Source organism: Arthrobacter dokdonellae, from assembly GCF_003268655.1.
GTDB classification, from domain to species: domain Bacteria; phylum Actinomycetota; class Actinomycetes; order Actinomycetales; family Micrococcaceae; genus Specibacter; species Specibacter dokdonellae.
Map to the genome: position 1 here is coordinate 1154103 of NZ_CP029642.1, position 14454 is coordinate 1168556.

11 protein-coding genes are annotated in these 14454 nt (G+C 68.2%); 7 read left to right on the plus strand and 4 right to left on the minus strand.

All coding sequences use genetic code 11. The features are described 5' to 3' along the window. Window positions 1–361: 361 nt before the first annotated feature. Entirely contained in the window at window positions 362–763 is a 402-nt protein-coding gene (locus DMB86_RS05160; RefSeq protein ID WP_113716845.1) for an SRPBCC domain-containing protein, read from the minus strand. After that, window positions 753–1085, minus strand: coding sequence for an ArsR/SmtB family transcription factor (locus DMB86_RS05165; RefSeq protein WP_227878606.1), 333 nt, complete (start codon window positions 1083–1085; stop codon window positions 753–755). Before DMB86_RS05165 ends, DMB86_RS05160 begins: the two co-directional genes overlap by 11 nt. A 348-nt stretch (window positions 1086–1433) precedes the next feature. Between DMB86_RS05165 and DMB86_RS05170 the strand changes: the two genes are divergently transcribed. From DMB86_RS05170 to DMB86_RS05200, 7 genes are all read left to right on the plus strand, one after another. After that, window positions 1434–2252 (plus strand): pyruvate, water dikinase regulatory protein, encoded by an 819-nt coding sequence (locus DMB86_RS05170; RefSeq protein ID WP_113716847.1) that lies wholly within the window; start codon window positions 1434–1436, stop codon window positions 2250–2252. A gap of 144 nt (window positions 2253–2396) precedes the next feature. After that, entirely contained in the window at window positions 2397–4847 is a 2451-nt protein-coding gene (gene ppsA / locus DMB86_RS05175; protein ID WP_113716848.1) for a phosphoenolpyruvate synthase, read from the plus strand. A 235-nt stretch (window positions 4848–5082) separates the two neighbouring features. After that, window positions 5083–8235 carry a DEAD/DEAH box helicase gene (locus DMB86_RS05180; protein WP_113719344.1) on the plus strand — a complete coding sequence of 1051 codons (3153 nt, stop codon included), beginning with the start codon at window positions 5083–5085 and terminating at the stop codon, window positions 8233–8235. Further along, on the plus strand, window positions 8228–9049 hold the full coding sequence (locus DMB86_RS05185) for an SWIM zinc finger family protein (RefSeq protein ID WP_113716849.1): 822 nt from the start codon (window positions 8228–8230) through the stop codon (window positions 9047–9049). Before DMB86_RS05180 ends, DMB86_RS05185 begins: the two co-directional genes overlap by 8 nt. A gap of 98 nt (window positions 9050–9147) precedes the next feature. Then, a complete protein-coding gene (locus DMB86_RS05190) occupies window positions 9148–10368 on the plus strand; it encodes an amidohydrolase (RefSeq protein WP_113716850.1) in 1221 nt (406 codons plus the stop codon). Between the two features lie 107 nt (window positions 10369–10475). Beyond that, window positions 10476–11117, plus strand: coding sequence for a winged helix-turn-helix domain-containing protein (locus DMB86_RS05195; protein ID WP_113716851.1), 642 nt, complete (start codon window positions 10476–10478; stop codon window positions 11115–11117). Next, on the plus strand, window positions 11114–11830 hold the full coding sequence (locus DMB86_RS05200; protein ID WP_227878607.1) for an SRPBCC family protein: 717 nt from the start codon (window positions 11114–11116) through the stop codon (window positions 11828–11830). The genes DMB86_RS05195 and DMB86_RS05200 overlap by 4 nt, the downstream gene beginning before the upstream one ends. A 55-nt stretch (window positions 11831–11885) precedes the next feature. Here DMB86_RS05200 and DMB86_RS05205 read toward each other — a convergent pair whose 3' ends face one another. Together DMB86_RS05205 and DMB86_RS05210 are read right to left on the minus strand one after the other, a co-directional pair. Next, a complete protein-coding gene (locus DMB86_RS05205; RefSeq protein WP_113716853.1) occupies window positions 11886–12893 on the minus strand; it encodes an MDR family NADP-dependent oxidoreductase in 1008 nt (335 codons plus the stop codon). Window positions 12894–13017: 124 nt separating this feature from the next. Beyond that, window positions 13018–14352 carry a CAP domain-containing protein gene (locus tag DMB86_RS05210; RefSeq protein ID WP_113716854.1) on the minus strand — a complete coding sequence of 445 codons (1335 nt, stop codon included), beginning with the start codon at window positions 14350–14352 and terminating at the stop codon, window positions 13018–13020. Between the last annotated feature and the right edge of the window lie 102 nt (window positions 14353–14454).

A 14454-nucleotide genomic window follows, 5' to 3' on the forward strand; every position in this document is an offset into this window, starting at 1 on the left:
GAGGACACCGCCCGCGCGCTCTACACTTGGGACAGCCGCACCTCCACCTACACGGAAGTGTATGCTCACGTGCGCAGCTGGTGGGTGGTCCTGGCTGATGGTTCGAACCCACTCACTGTGTATACGCAGGAGTTCGAGGGGACCGGCATCAACTCGGCCGCTTTCGCTCAACTCTCCGCCTATGGGGCGTACCGGACGGCCAGAGTCGTCCAAGCCAGCTGTGACAATGGGTTGGCGCAATTTCGGGACCACCCTGCCCCGTGGGTCGGGCTGCATGTTTGCACCATAACGGTCAGTGTCACTGACCGTTCGACAACGGATCCACACTCGGCTGCTTACCGCGTTCCGGTCAGCGTTATGGTCAACTGCCCACCAGCCGCCACGGCTCCACAAAATCGTTGCGCACTGGCCGGTTTTTACACCTCTGCCAGCAGAATCGTCTACTAATGCCCGCGGCGGTCCTGGCCACCATCGCGAAAGCGCGACTGATCCAGCGAGTACTTGGCGCGCTGGTAGTGGTGGTCCCCGTGGGGATGGCAGCCATACTCGGTGGCACTAGCATTCTCGTTGCCCAGATAGCGGGTACAAACACACCTTGCGCACTGGAATGCCCGGGCGTGATGGTCCAGCGGTAGTCCCCGCCAACCCTCAGGTCCACGCGTGCGGCCACGGTCTGCCAGCGGCGCAATCGCTCCGGCTCCGTGATGAGGGCGAAGGCGGTGTCCGGGTCGACCGGAATGAAGACGGATTGCTCAATGGTCATCGGAATTCTCCTGTGGGTGGGTTGACTGGTATGCGGCGGCGGCATCGGCCGCCAATTGGTCCAATTCGATTGTCCAAAACATTTCCAGCGAGGTGCGCAGTTGGGACATCCCCTGCGGGTCCAGGCTGTAGTACCGCCGCCGGCCGTCCTTCCTGGCACGGACCAGTCCGACGTCGGCCAGCAACAGCAGGTGTTGGGAGATCGCGGACCGGCTGACCGGAAAATTCTCCGCCAGCTCGCTGACGCTCCGCTCCCCGCGTCCCAGCAGCTGCAACAGGCTGCGCCTGTTGGGTTCCGCTGCGGTTTCGAGAAGGTCGGGCACGCTTATACGTTAGTGGTCACTAACGCATTAGTCAACGGCCATGCCTGGACTCCACGGATTGGTTTGGAGCGGCCGCAAGGCGTGGGGCTCGCAGGGATCGGGAGCGCGCCGCACCACAAGCGCGACTGCCAGTCCTCCTCCCGGGCAACAACATCTTGTCCATCCTTGACACCTTCATCTTCCAAAGCGGTCCTGGGCGCACGTCAGTGCCACAGCGGCAGTGGGCCGCACAACATGAGGTGGCGCCGCCGTCGTGCTTAACAACGGCCGGCCCGGGAATGCCCGGCCCGGGCTCCGAGACCTCCGCGTGGATACCCGTCCCGGGGCATGCATGGTGCACAATGCCTTATGACCACTGACGATCCCAGGCCTGTCTATTTCCTCTCGGACAGCACCGGCATCACCGCGGAGACGCTGGGCAACACGCTGCTGACGCAGTTCCCGGCGAACAATTTTGACCGCAACACGATCCCGTTCATCACCACCGTCGAACAGGCACGCTCGGTCGTGAACGTCATTGACGGGCTCGCCGCCACCGGACTGCGGCCGATCGTCTTTTCCACGGCGGTCAGCAGTGACATCCGCCGGACGCTGGGCACCTGCCAGGGAATCATCGTGGACCTCATCGGGACGCACGTCGGACAGCTGGAGCAGGCCCTGGGCACCCACGCGAGCGGGGAACCGGGGCGGGCGCACGGGCTGGGGAACGCCGCCCGCTACCAGTCCCGGATGACCGCCGTCGAGTACGCCATGGAGCACGACGACGGGCAGAGCCTGCGCGCGCTGGAAAAGGCCCAGATCATCCTGGTGGCACCGTCGCGTTGCGGCAAGACGCCCACCACCATGTACCTGGCGCTGCAACACGGCATCTTCGCCGCGAACTTCCCGCTGGTCGACGAGGACTTTGAACAGGAGGGCCTCCCCAAGCCGCTGACGCCGTTTGTTTCGAAGTGTTTCGGGCTCACCACCAATCCGCTGCGCCTGAGCCAGATCCGCGCGGAACGACGGCGGGACTCCTCCTACGCCTCGCTGCGCCAGTGCGGGTTCGAGCTGCGCGGCGCCGAGCGGCTCTACGAGGCGCACGGAATTCCCTACCTGAATTCGGCCACCGTCTCGGTGGAGGAAATGGCGGCCACCATACTGCAAAAGATGCGTTTCAAACATTAGGGAAAAGTTTCACAAGCGGAATGTGGCGCATGTCATGTGGAAAGAATTTTACAGACCTGTCACTGTGGACAGAACGTGCAACGCCGGCCTCCCCGCGACCGGTGCCTTGCGCCTGCGGCGACACACTACGAAGGAGTAGCAATCATGACGACAGACATTCTGTGGTTTTCCGAACTCGGACTCAAGGATCTGGACCGGGTGGGCGGAAAGAACGCCTCCCTCGGGGAGATGGTGCAGAACCTGACGTCCGCCGGCGTCCAGGTGCCCGACGGCTTCGCCACGACGGCGGACGCGTACCGGCAGTTCCTGGCCGGTTCCGGCCTGGACCGTCAGATCGTCGACAGGCTGGCCGGCCTGGACACCGACGACGTGACGGCGCTCGCCGCCGCGGGCCAGGAGATCCGGCGCCTGATCCGCGAGACGCCGTTCCTGCCCGACTTCGAAGGGCAGATCCGCGACTCCTACCGGCAACTGGTGGAGAAGCACGGAGCGGGCGCGGACCTGTCCTGGGCCGTGCGTTCCAGCGCGACCGCGGAAGACCTGCCGGACGCCTCCTTTGCCGGCCAGCAGGAGACGTTCCTTAACGTCCGCGGCATCGAAAACATCCTGCAGGCCATCAAGGATGTCTTCGCCTCGCTCTACAACGACCGCGCCATCGCCTACCGGGTGCACCACCAGTTCGAGCACGCCGAGGTGGCACTTTCCGCCGGCGTCCAGCGCATGGTCCGCTCCGACATCGGCGCCTCCGGCGTCATGTTCACCATGGACACCGAATCGGGCTTCCAGGACGCCGTCTTCGTCACCTCCTCCTATGGCCTCGGCGAGGCAGTGGTCCAGGGCGCCGTCAACCCGGACGAGTTCTACGTCCACAAGCCCGCCCTGCTGGCCGGCCGCCCCGCCATCCTCAAGCGCGGGCTGGGCGAGAAGGCCCTCCAGATGACCTACACCGACAGCCGCGAGATCGGGCGCACCATCGACTTCGTCCCCGTGGAGCCGGCCCTGCGGAACCGCTTCAGCCTGACCGACGACGACGTCGAGCAGCTCGCCCGGCACGCCGTCGCCATCGAAAGGCACTACGGCCGCCCCATGGACATCGAATGGGGCAAGGACGGGATCGACGGCGGCCTGTACATCCTGCAGGCCCGCCCGGAGACCGTCCAGTCCCGCCGGGCCCCCGGCACCCAGAGCCGCTTCCGCCTCAACGGCGCCGGCCAGGTCCTGGCCGAGGGGCGCGCCATCGGCCAGCGCATCGGCGCCGGAAGCGTCAGGATCCTCACCGCCATTGACCAGATGGCCGACTTCCAGACCGGAGACGTCCTCGTCGCCGACATGACCGACCCGGACTGGGAACCCATCATGAAGCGCGCCTCCGCCATCGTCACCAACCGCGGCGGACGCACCTGCCACGCGGCCATCATCGCCCGGGAATTGGGAATTCCCGCCGTCGTCGGCACCGGTGACGCCACGGAGGCCCTGTCTGACGGCGTCGACGTCACCGTCTCCTGCGCCGAGGGCGAGGCCGGCTTCATCTACGCCGGAATCCTGGACTTCAGCGTCGAGGAAACCTCGATCGCCCAGATGCCCGAGGCCCCCGTGAAGGTCATGATGAACGTCGGCACCCCGGAACAGGCATTCACCTTCGCCCAGCTGCCGAACCATGGGGTGGGCCTGGCCCGGCTGGAATTCATCATCAACCGCCAGATCGGCATCCACCCCAAGGCACTGCTGAACCTGGACAGCCAGCCGGCGGGCGTGGCCGCGGAAATCCGGGAGCGGATCGCCGCGTACGACGGCCCGCGCGACTACTACATCAAGCGCCTGGCCGAAGGGGTGTCCACCATCGCCGCGGCGTTCGCGCCGGAGCCGGTGATTGTGCGGATGTCCGACTTCAAGTCCAACGAGTACGCGAACCTGCTGGGCGGGCCGGCCTTCGAGCCGCACGAAGAGAACCCGATGCTCGGCTTCCGCGGGGCCTCACGGTACCTGGAGCCGACCTTCAGGGACTGCTTCGACCTCGAATGCGAGGCCCTGTCCTTTGTCCGCAACGAGATGGGTCTGACGAACGTCAAGCTGATGATTCCGTTCGTGCGGACGCTGGACGAGGCCCGCGGCGTCATCGAGCTGCTGGCGGAAAACGGCCTGCGCCGGGGAGAGAACGGCCTGGAGGTGATCATGATGTGCGAGATTCCGTCCAACGCGCTGCTCGCCCATGAATTCCTCGACCACTTCGACGGATTCTCCATCGGGTCCAATGACATGACGCAGCTGGCACTGGGCCTGGACCGGGACTCGGCGATCGTTTCCGGCGGGTTCGATGAACGGGACCCCGCCGTCAAGAAACTCCTGGGCATGGCCATCAAGGCCTGCAAGGAACGCGGCAAATACGTCGGCATCTGCGGCCAGGGCCCCAGCGACCACCCGGACTTCGCCGAGTGGCTTGTCGCGGAAGGCATCGATTCCGTCTCGCTGAACCCCGACACCGTCGTGGACACCTGGCTCCGGCTCGCCGGCGGTGCCACCGGAGGGGCGGCGGGGGCGGCAGTTGGCGGCGCGGTTGGCGGCACCGTTCCGGCCGCCGCTGCGGAGGTGGCCTGAGCCAGCAGGGCTGGCCCGCGGGCGGCGGGACTTTTCGGCCGCCGCTGCGGAGGTGGCCTGACAGCGGCGCGCTGTAGCAGGCGGCTGCAGCTGTGGGGGCCGCGACGTTGTGCCATTGGCGCGGTGGTAGTCTGGGTGGCAATTCCCGCAAGAAAGAAAGGCCGTGCCTTTGCTGGTGCTCCATGCGTTCTGGTCGATTGGGCGCGGTCCCGGGTTGTGGGCCGAGGACTCCGACATGGCTGTGACGAGCGGCAACCAGTCGTTGAAGTCCGCCCGGCCCCATCCCTTCGCCGCCCCCGCCGGCGCCGTCGCGAAACTGCAAGCGGGGCAGCCCGGCACGGCCACGCTGCTCCTGCCCTCGCTGCGGCGCGCACCGCTGGATTCGCCGGAGATCGTGCGGGTCACGCCCCGCCCAGCGAGCTCCAGCAACCCGTCCCTGCTGCCGTGGACGGTTCCCGTGGTGTGGATCGACGCCGCGGCGTTCACCGCCCGTGCCGGGGGAACCGGCGGTACGGCGCTGGCGTCCATGCTGTTACCGGAGCAATTCCCCGCGGACCGGCAGGAACCGCTGGGCGACGTCCGGATCGCGGCATCCGTTCGGTTCCTCGGGGAGGTCTGGCAATATGCCGACGAACTGGCGGAACGGGGCCGGGTGCTCCCGGCGATCGCCTGGATCGACGGTGTTCCTGACGGCAACCCTGATGGCTCCGAGGGCGACGTCGTTGCCGAGGCACGCTGGCGGGCTGTGCTGCGGGGGCCCGACGCGCTGGCTTTTGGGGACCTCATTGCCGGCATGCCGCCGTCGTTCCGGGCGGAACCGGGGTCTGAGGATGCGGGCGAACTGGCGGCGTCGGCCTTGGACGTGCTCACGGACGCCGCGGTCCGTGACCGGCTGCCGGGCGGCCTGGCCGTGCTGCCGCCCCGACGGGGGCGCAAACCCCGCCAGCTGCCCGCCGCCGAGGCATGGCTGGAGGCCCTTTGCGCCCAGGACGCCCGCATCGGGACCTCGGCTTCGGTGCTTGCTGAACTCGAACAGCGGCTGCTGCCCTGGCACGGCTATGCCCGGGAGGACAATGCCCCGGCGCGAGCCACCTTCCGGCTGAGCGAAGTTCCGGGCATGGGGGCCGCCGTGGAAGGCACGCCCCTCCCGCCTGACCTTGGTGACGATGCATCCGCTCCCGATGCATCCGCTCCCGACGCATCCGCTTCGGCTGCCCCGCTGGAGGTGCCCGGGTGGCGGCTGGAGTTCCTCCTCCAGTCTTCCGCTGACCCGAGCCTGCTGGTGCCGGCAGAACAAGTCTGGCGCGACGGCGGTGCCCTGGCACGGTGGCTCGGCCGCCCGCAGGAGGTGCTGCTCGCCGAACTCGGCAAGGCCGTCCGCGTCTGTGCCGCTCTGGAACCCGGGCTTCGGCAGCCGCGTCCCGCGGGGCTCGACCTGGGCGCGGAGGCCGCCTTCGCCTTCCTGCAGGACGGCGCCCCGGCCTTGGACGAGGCGGGGTTCGGGGTGCTGCTGCCCTCCTGGTGGGACAAACGGGCAAAGCTGGCGCTCAAGCTCTCGGCGTCCACGCCGATGGAGGACGGCACGGGCGGTCCCGCCGCCTTCGGCCGGGAGCAGCTGTGCGACTTCCAGTGGAGCATCGCCGTGGGCGACCACACGCTCACGGAGGACGAAATCGCGGCGCTGGCCGCGGCGAAGGCGCCGCTGGTCCGGCTTCGCGGCCAGTGGGTGACCGTCAACGCCGAGCAGCTGCGCCGCGGCATCGATTTCCTGCAGCGCGAGCGTGCCGCGCGCGGCACGGTCGCGGACGTTCTCCGGCTCGCTTCCGCCCATCCCGACGACCTTGACCTGCCGTTCGAGGTCGCCGGGGTCACGGCCGACGGCTGGCTGGGGGCACTCCTGGGTGGCTCGGCCGACGCACGGATCCAGCCCGTTGCGCCGCCGTCGAGCTTCCGCGCCACCCTGCGCCCCTACCAGGAACGCGGCCTGGCCTGGCTGGACTTCCTCGCCGGCCTGGGGCTGGGCGCCTGCCTCGCCGACGACATGGGGCTGGGCAAGACCATCCAGCTGCTTGCCCTGGAGGCCGTCAGCCGCGAAAAGCAGCCCGACGCCGGCCCCACCCTGCTGGTGTGCCCCATGTCCCTGATCGGCAACTGGGAGGCCGAGGCCGCAAAATTCGCGCCCGGACTGCGCCTGCGGGTGCACCACGGGACGGACCGCTTGCGCGGCGGGGACTTCGCCCAAGGCCTGGACGGCGTCCACATCCTGGTCACCACCTACACGACGCTGACGCGCGATGCGGAACAGTTCGAGGGCATCACCTGGAACCGTGTGGTCCTCGACGAGGCGCAGGCGGTGAAGAACCGGCTCTCCCGCGCGGCCAAGGCCGTCAAGCGCCTGACCGCCGGCCACCGGATCGCCCTCACGGGCACGCCGGTGGAGAACCGGCTGGGCGAGATGTTCTCGATCATGGACTTCCTGAACCCTGGAATACTCGGTTCGGCGGAGCTGTTCCGCACCCGTTATGCGATCCCGATCGAACGCCACCGCGACGAGGCGGCGGCGGAGAGGGTGCGGGCGATCACCCGGCCGTACCTGCTGCGGCGCGTTAAGACCGACCCGGCCATTATCGACGACCTGCCGGAAAAGATCGAAATCAAGCAATACTACACGCTGACCAACGAGCAGGCGTCGCTATACCAGTCCGTGGTCGATGACATGATGGAGAAGATCGAGGGCTCCGACGGCATCGAACGGCGCGGCAACGTGCTGGCCGCCATGGCGAAGCTCAAGCAGATCTGCAACCACCCGGCCCAGCTGCTCCACGACCGCTCCGCCGTCGGGCAGCGCAGCGGCAAGGTGATCCGGCTCGAGGAGATCCTGGAGGAGATCATTGCCGAGGGCGACAAAGTGCTGTGCTTCACCCAGTACACCGAGTTCGCCGAGATGCTGATGCCGCACCTCGCGGCCCGCTTCGACACCGACGTCGCCTACCTGCACGGCGGCACGTCCCGGCAGAACCGGACCGAGCTGGTGCGCCGCTTCCAGCAGGCCGACGGGCCGCCGATCTTCCTGCTCTCGCTGAAGGCCGGCGGCACGGGGCTCAACCTGACCGCCGCCAACCACGTCATCCACCTGGACCGCTGGTGGAACCCGGCCGTCGAGAACCAGGCCACCGACAGGGCATTCCGGATCGGGCAGAAACGGCGGGTGCAGGTGCGCAAGTTCATCTGCCGCGGCACGCTGGAGGAGCGGATCGACAAAATGATCGAGGAGAAGGCTGCGCTGGCGAACATGGTGGTGGGCGACGGCGAGGGCTGGCTCACCGAGCTGTCCACCCAGAGCCTGCGCGAATTGTTCGCCCTGTCCAAGGAGGCCGTGAGTGAGTAAGGGCCGCTACGATTCGCCGTTCTATCCGCCGTCCCGCCCGCGCAGTGTCGAGGGCGGCGTGAAAGCCCGCAGCGTCCGGGGAGCCATCGGCACGAGCTGGTGGTCGGCGCGGTTCATTGAGGTGCTGGAGGGACTCGGCGTCGGCGGACGGCTCCAGCGCGGGCGCAACTACGCCCGCCGCGGGCAGGTGGTTTCCCTCGACATCGACGCCGGCACGGTCACCGCCAGCGTCCAGGGCTCACGGCCAAAACCCTACCGGGTGCGGATCGGCATCACCGCGTTCGGCAAGGCCGAGTGGGCTGCCGTGGAGGAGTCGCTCGCCGGCAACGCCTGGTACGTCGCGACCCTGTTGGCAGGGGAAATGCCGGCCGACATCGAGGACGTCTTCACCGCCGTGGGCCTGTCCCTGTTCCCCCGCAGCGCCGGCGAGCTGAGCCTGGACTGCTCCTGCCCCGACTGGGAAGTGCCGTGCAAGCACCTGGCCGCCGTGTTCTATCTCCTGGCCGAGCAGTTCGACGACGATCCCTTCCGGATCCTCGCCTGGCGCGGGCGCGAACGCGAGGACCTGCTGGGCCGGATGAACGCGGCCGACACGGCGGAAACGGCCGGGCAAAGCGCCGGCGCCCCGCTCACGGAAGTGCTGGACGCCTTTTTTGTCCCTCCGGTGGAGATTCCGGCACGTCGCAGCGCCGCGGCCCGGGGACTGCTGGTGGACCAGGCCCCGCCGGTGGATGTCACGGTCCGCTCTCATCCGCTCGCCGAAGTCCTGCGACCGGTTTATGTGGCACTTCAGGCATCCGCCGGGCGTGCTTGAGGTGAATGGGGCCGCCCGCCGCTTCCGGTAGTGCGGAAGCGTGGAACCGATCGGGTCCGATCCTCGCGCCGTCGTCGGGGCTCCTCTAGTCTTTGTGCATGAGCATTGATATCGAAGCCCTGTACCGGGACCTGCATGCCCATCCTGAACTTTCGTTTCAGGAACACCGCACCGCCGGGATCGTGGCCGGGCACCTGCAGGCGCTCGGCCTCGCGGTGCACAGCGGCATCGGGCGGACCGGTGTTGTCGGCGTCCTCTCAAATGGCGCCGGCCTCACCGTTCTTCTTCGGGCGGACATGGATGGGCTTCCCGTGGAGGAGGCCACCGGGCTGGAGTATGCAAGCCGCGTCCGTGGCCGGGACCATGACGGCAACGACGTCCCCGTCATGCATGCCTGCGGCCACGACGTCCACGTGGCCTGCCTGGTCGGTGCCGTGGAACGCCTTGCCAATGACCTGTCCGGATGGTCCGGGACGGTTGTTGCGCTCATCCAACCCGCCGAGGAGTGGGGCGGCGGGGCGGCCGCCATGGTGGAGGACCAGCTCTTTGACCGCATCCCGGCTCCCAACGTGGTGCTGGGCCAGCATGTGGCGCCGTTCCCTGCCGGGTGGATCGGCCTTCGCGCCGGGGCGGCCATGGCGTCGGCGGATTCGATCGACATCACCCTCCATGGTGCCGGCGGCCACGGTTCACGGCCGGAGACCACCATTGATCAGGTCCTGATGGCCGCCGCAGCCACGGTACGCCTGCACACCCTCGTTTCGCGCAAGATCGCCGCCGCCGATTCCGCCGTGCTGACGGTGGGCCAGCTGCACGCCGGGACCAAGAACAACATCATTCCCGCCGAAGCCAGGCTTGGCCTCAGCCTTCGCACCTTCGATGACGCGGTCCGGCAAAAGTTGCTGGGGTCGATCGAACGGGTGGTCAAGGCGGAAGCGTCGGCGGCGGGTTCGGCGCAGGCGCCCACCATCACCTATGCCGAACATTTTCCTCTCACCATCAATGACGAAGGTGCAACGCTTCGAACGGCCGAGGCGTTTCGGCACGCCTTTGGCGCCGACAAGGTCATTGACCCCGGGCCGGTCTCCGGTAGCGAGGACGTTGGGGTGCTGGCCACCGCCGCCGGAGTGCCGCTGGTGTTCTGGTTCCTTGGCGGGATGGACCCGGCGGCCTTCGGGACATGGGCAGCCACGGGCAGGATGCCCGAAGACATACCCTCAAACCATTCACCTCTCTTTGCGCCGCGGATCCAGCCGACCCTGGACGCGGGCGTCCAGGCGCTCGTCACCGCCGCACGCGAATGGCTCGCGTCCGCCTGACCCGGGCGGCCTGTCCCGGGCAGCCATGACAGGGGCGGTCATGACACCGGTCATTGGGAAAATAAATATTCCTAGACAAATAAATTATTCGGTGTCATGATGGAACCATGTTGGACGTAGCCGTGATCGAGGACGCAGCCGCCGCCGAGGCGTCGCTGGATCCCATCCGCGCCCTTCTGCTGGCCGAACTGCGCGTCCCTGCGTCCGCCGCCACCGTGGCGGCCAGGATGGGGCTCGCCCGGCAAAAAGTGAACTACCACCTCAAGGAACTGGAAAGGCACGGCCTCGTCGCGCTCGTGGAGGAACGCCGCAAGGGCAACGTCACGGAACGGATCATGGGGGCCGCCGCGCGGTCGTTCGTCATCTCACCCGCAGCCCTGCCCGGCGTCGCACCCGACCCCTCGCTTGAACCCAACAGGCTCTCCGCCCGTTGGATGCTGGCCGTCGCCGCCCGCCTGGTCAGGGACGTGGGGACCCTGATCACCGGGGCCGACCGCGCGAACAAGCGGCTGGCCACCTTTGCCCTCGACGGCGAGCTGACCTTTGCCAGCGCCGCGGACCGGGCAGCCTTTGTCGCTGAACTCTCGGCCAGCGTGGCCGGGCTGGTGGACAAGTACCACAGCGCGAACGCAAGGGGCGGGCGCAACCACCGCCTCGTCGTCGCACTTCACCCCAGCGTCAAAACCGGCGCACCTGAACTGAAACCCACTAATCATGCCGGAACGCCCGGCCGCACCAAGGAGCAATGATGGCCAAGGAATTCACGATTGTGCACGAGTCGGAGATCGACGGCACGCCGCAGCAGGTATTCGACGCGGCCACGCTGGGCAACTCCGGCTGGCTGTGGCCCATGGAGATTGAGCCGAGGCTCGGCGGGGCGGGCCCGTTTGGCAGCACCGTAACCGTCTGGGAGCCGCCGCACCGCTTCGCCAACCACATGGAGGGCGAGGGCGGCTTCTACAACACCCTCGAATACGACATTTCCGAGCGCCCCGGCGGCCGGTCCTGGCTGCGCTACGTGCACAGCGGCGTCTTCTTCGAGGACTGGGACAACCAGTACGACGGCGCGGCCAAGCACACCGCGTTCTACCAGCACACCCTCGGCCAGTACGTGAAGTACTTCCCCGGCAGGCAGGCCGCGTTTGCCGACGTCCAGGGCCCGGAGGCCTCCGGCGCGCCGGACGCGTTTGAGGCCGTCAAGGCCGCCCTGGGGATTCACGACGCCGGAGCCGGGCGGCACGTCAGCGTCACCATTGCCGGGGTGGGCGCCGTGGACGCCGTGGTGGACTACCTGGACGACAACTTTGTTGGGCTGCGCGCCGAAGACGCCATGTACCGCTTCTTCGGGCGCAACGCGTTTGGCGCCGTGGTGGGCATGACTGTCCACCTTTTCGCCGACGGTGCCGACGGCGAAGCGGCCGGGGCGGCATGGGGTGCGTGGCTGGACGGGCTGTACTCGTAGCGTTCCTCCGGCATTCCTGGCGTTCCCCTCCGCCGGGGGACCCGAGCCGGGCGGGTCAGGCGTCGCAGTTGACGATCATGCGCCCGGAGCCGCCGCCGGAAAGCAGCGCGGCGAAGGCCTCCGGGGTGCGGTCAAAGCCGTCCAGGACGGTGTGGACGCTGCGGACTGTCCCCGCCCGCAGCCACCGGGCGGCGGCGGACTCGAATTCCGGGCGCAGGTCCTCATTCGATGTCACGTCAAAGCCGCGCATGGTCAGCTGCTGGTAGATCAAACGGGTGTAGTTGGCCGGTCCACGCCGGCCGGAGCCCTTCCCGTACTGGGATGCGGCTCCGCAGATCACCACGCGCCCGCCAAAGCGCAGCGCCTCCAGCGCGGCCTCCAACTGTGCCCCGCCCACGTTGTCGTAGAACAGGTCGATCCCCTCCGGTGCGGCCGCCCGCAGCAGGGCCAGTGCCGCGCCGTCGTGGTGGTTGAAAACGGCGTCCACACCCAAACTACGCAGCAACCCCAACTTCTCCACGGAACCGGCGCTGCCGATCACCGTGGCGCCGAGGGCCTTGGCGAACTGCACCGCGCAGCTGCCCACCCCGCCAGCGGCCGCGGACACGAAGACGGTGTCCTCCGCGCGCACCGCGCCAAAGCGCACCATGCCGGTGTAGGCGGTGAAACCGACATGCCCCAGCACGCTCAGGTGGGCCTCCAAGGGAAGGTCCGCAAGCTCCGCGGGGATGCGGCGCAGCTCCCCGGCGTCGGCGGCGTCAATGCTGCGCCACGGTGATTTTCGGAGGGCGAGCTCACCCGTGGCGAACGCATCGCTGCGGGAGTCGAGGACCTCCACGACGGCGTCGCTGGCCGGCACGTCGCCCGGGCGGATCCCCGGCCCGTAGGGGGTGTCCGGGCCGCCAATCCTGTTGGCAAGCCCGGCGTTCAGGCCCAGCCGCCGCAGGCGCACCAGCACCTGGCCCGGGCCAGGGGACGGCACATCCGCCGGTGCGAGCCTGAAATGGCGGGCCTCGGCCGTGCCCTCCGGAATGTCAGCCAGCTGCACTTCGCAGGAATCCATGTCACCAGCATAGGCCTTGACGCCGCTGGGTGGCCGGCCGAGGCGAGGCCATTGTCCGTGCGAGGGACGCCGGACTGGGGTGACCGGCGTCGGACTTCATGGGCCGCCGGACCAGACGGGCGGGTCAGCTGCCCAGCAGCAGCGGTCCCCAGCCGCCGGTGCCGATCTGCGCGCGCGCCCCGAACCCGTTCTTCAGAATCGAATAATGGTAGAGGTTGCCGCCGCCGCTGGCGAGGATGCCCTGCCCGTTGGCGCCCAGGTGGTTGGTGATGCCGGAAATGTGCGTCATGCCGCCCCAGCCCGTGCCGATCACCCTGCGCGCTTCGGACATGAAGCCGCCGCTGCCGTTGCCGCGGTAGAGCAGGAGCTGGCCGGCGGGGTTGCGGGCCGCGATGTCCGCGCGGCCGTCGCCGTCAAAGTCGGTGCCGATGATCGTCAGGCTGCCCCAGCCGTTGCCGATCTTGATCCGGGGCGAGAAGCCTGCGCCGTTCGGCGTCGGGTAGTAGAAGAGGTCGCCCGTGGCGCGCTGCTTGGCCACGATGCCGGGGAACCTGTCGGTGCTGCGCCATTTGCTCGCGACGATGTCGTACGGACCCCAGCCGCTGCCGATGGCCAGTGCCGCCGTGAGCGTGCCGTTGGACTGGCCGTAGCTGATGGTGAGTGCGCCGGACTTCCAGACGGTCAGGATGTCCTGGAGTCCGTCGGAGTTGAAGTCGACGATCTCCAGCTGCTGCACGCCGGTCCACCCGGAGGCAACGAAGGTGCGCTGCCACAGATCCCCGCCGCGGGCCGAGCCGTAAACATAGAAGTTCCCGGCGGTGTCAACGGCCGCCACGTCGCCGTCGTTGACCACCGGTACGGGCGGGGGCTTGGGCTGGGTGGCGCGCGTCGAGGCATAGCCGGCCAGGTTGGCCACCACCACGGTCATGCCGCTCCAGCCCGCCTGGGTGGTCTTCACCTGGCCCATGCCGATGTCCGTGGCGCGCTTGTCCAGCAGGGCGGCCCGGTGGCCGGGGGATCCCATCCACCAGTCGACGATCTGCTGCGGCGTGTTGTTGATGCCGATGATTTCCGAGGACATGTCCGCGCCCTTGGGCAGGATCGACGCGCCGTAGTCGGTCCGGTGGATCTTGTTCATGTCCAGCGTGCCCGCGCTGATTCTCGCGTTCACCGTGGCCGCCCACTGCTGGGAACCGGTGGCAACCGCCTGATTCCACGCCACCGGGCCGGCGCCGTTGGCGGCACGGTACTTGTTGGCGACAACGAGGACCTGGGCCAGGAACGGATCGGTGACGGTGGGGGCCGCCGGGGCTGCTGCCGGGAACGCGGCCGGAGCTGGCGCCGCGGGAACTGCTGCCGGGGCGGCGCCGGAGGGTGCGGCCGACGACGGGGCGATGCCGGTGGACAGGAGGGCGGCCGTGAGTGCCAGGGCACCGAAGGCCCCAAGGAATTTTCGCATGTGTTTTTGTCTCGCCTTGAACGCTGAGCCGTTGGTGGGAGGTGGAACTACCCCATACTAGCCGCAGCCCGGACGCGCGTGGTGGTTGTGCATTTTTGTTCA

Excerpts from the sequence above, each read along its gene's own strand:
- DMB86_RS05160 (WP_113716845.1), bottom strand. The coding sequence starts at position 763 with ATGACCATTGAGCAATCCGTCTTCATTCCGGTCGACCCGGACACCGCC.
- DMB86_RS05170 (WP_113716847.1), top strand. The coding sequence starts at position 1,434 with ATGACCACTGACGATCCCAGGCCTGTCTATTTCCTCTCGGACAGCACC.
- ppsA (WP_113716848.1), top strand. The coding sequence starts at position 2,397 with ATGACGACAGACATTCTGTGGTTTTCCGAACTCGGACTCAAGGATCTG.
- DMB86_RS05180 (WP_113719344.1), top strand. The coding sequence starts at position 5,083 with ATGGCTGTGACGAGCGGCAACCAGTCGTTGAAGTCCGCCCGGCCCCAT.
- DMB86_RS05190 (WP_113716850.1), top strand. The coding sequence starts at position 9,148 with ATGAGCATTGATATCGAAGCCCTGTACCGGGACCTGCATGCCCATCCT.
- DMB86_RS05195 (WP_113716851.1), top strand. The coding sequence starts at position 10,476 with ATGTTGGACGTAGCCGTGATCGAGGACGCAGCCGCCGCCGAGGCGTCG.
- DMB86_RS05200 (WP_227878607.1), top strand. The coding sequence starts at position 11,114 with ATGATGGCCAAGGAATTCACGATTGTGCACGAGTCGGAGATCGACGGC.
- DMB86_RS05205 (WP_113716853.1), bottom strand. The coding sequence starts at position 12,893 with ATGGATTCCTGCGAAGTGCAGCTGGCTGACATTCCGGAGGGCACGGCC.
- DMB86_RS05210 (WP_113716854.1), bottom strand. The coding sequence starts at position 14,352 with ATGCGAAAATTCCTTGGGGCCTTCGGTGCCCTGGCACTCACGGCCGCC.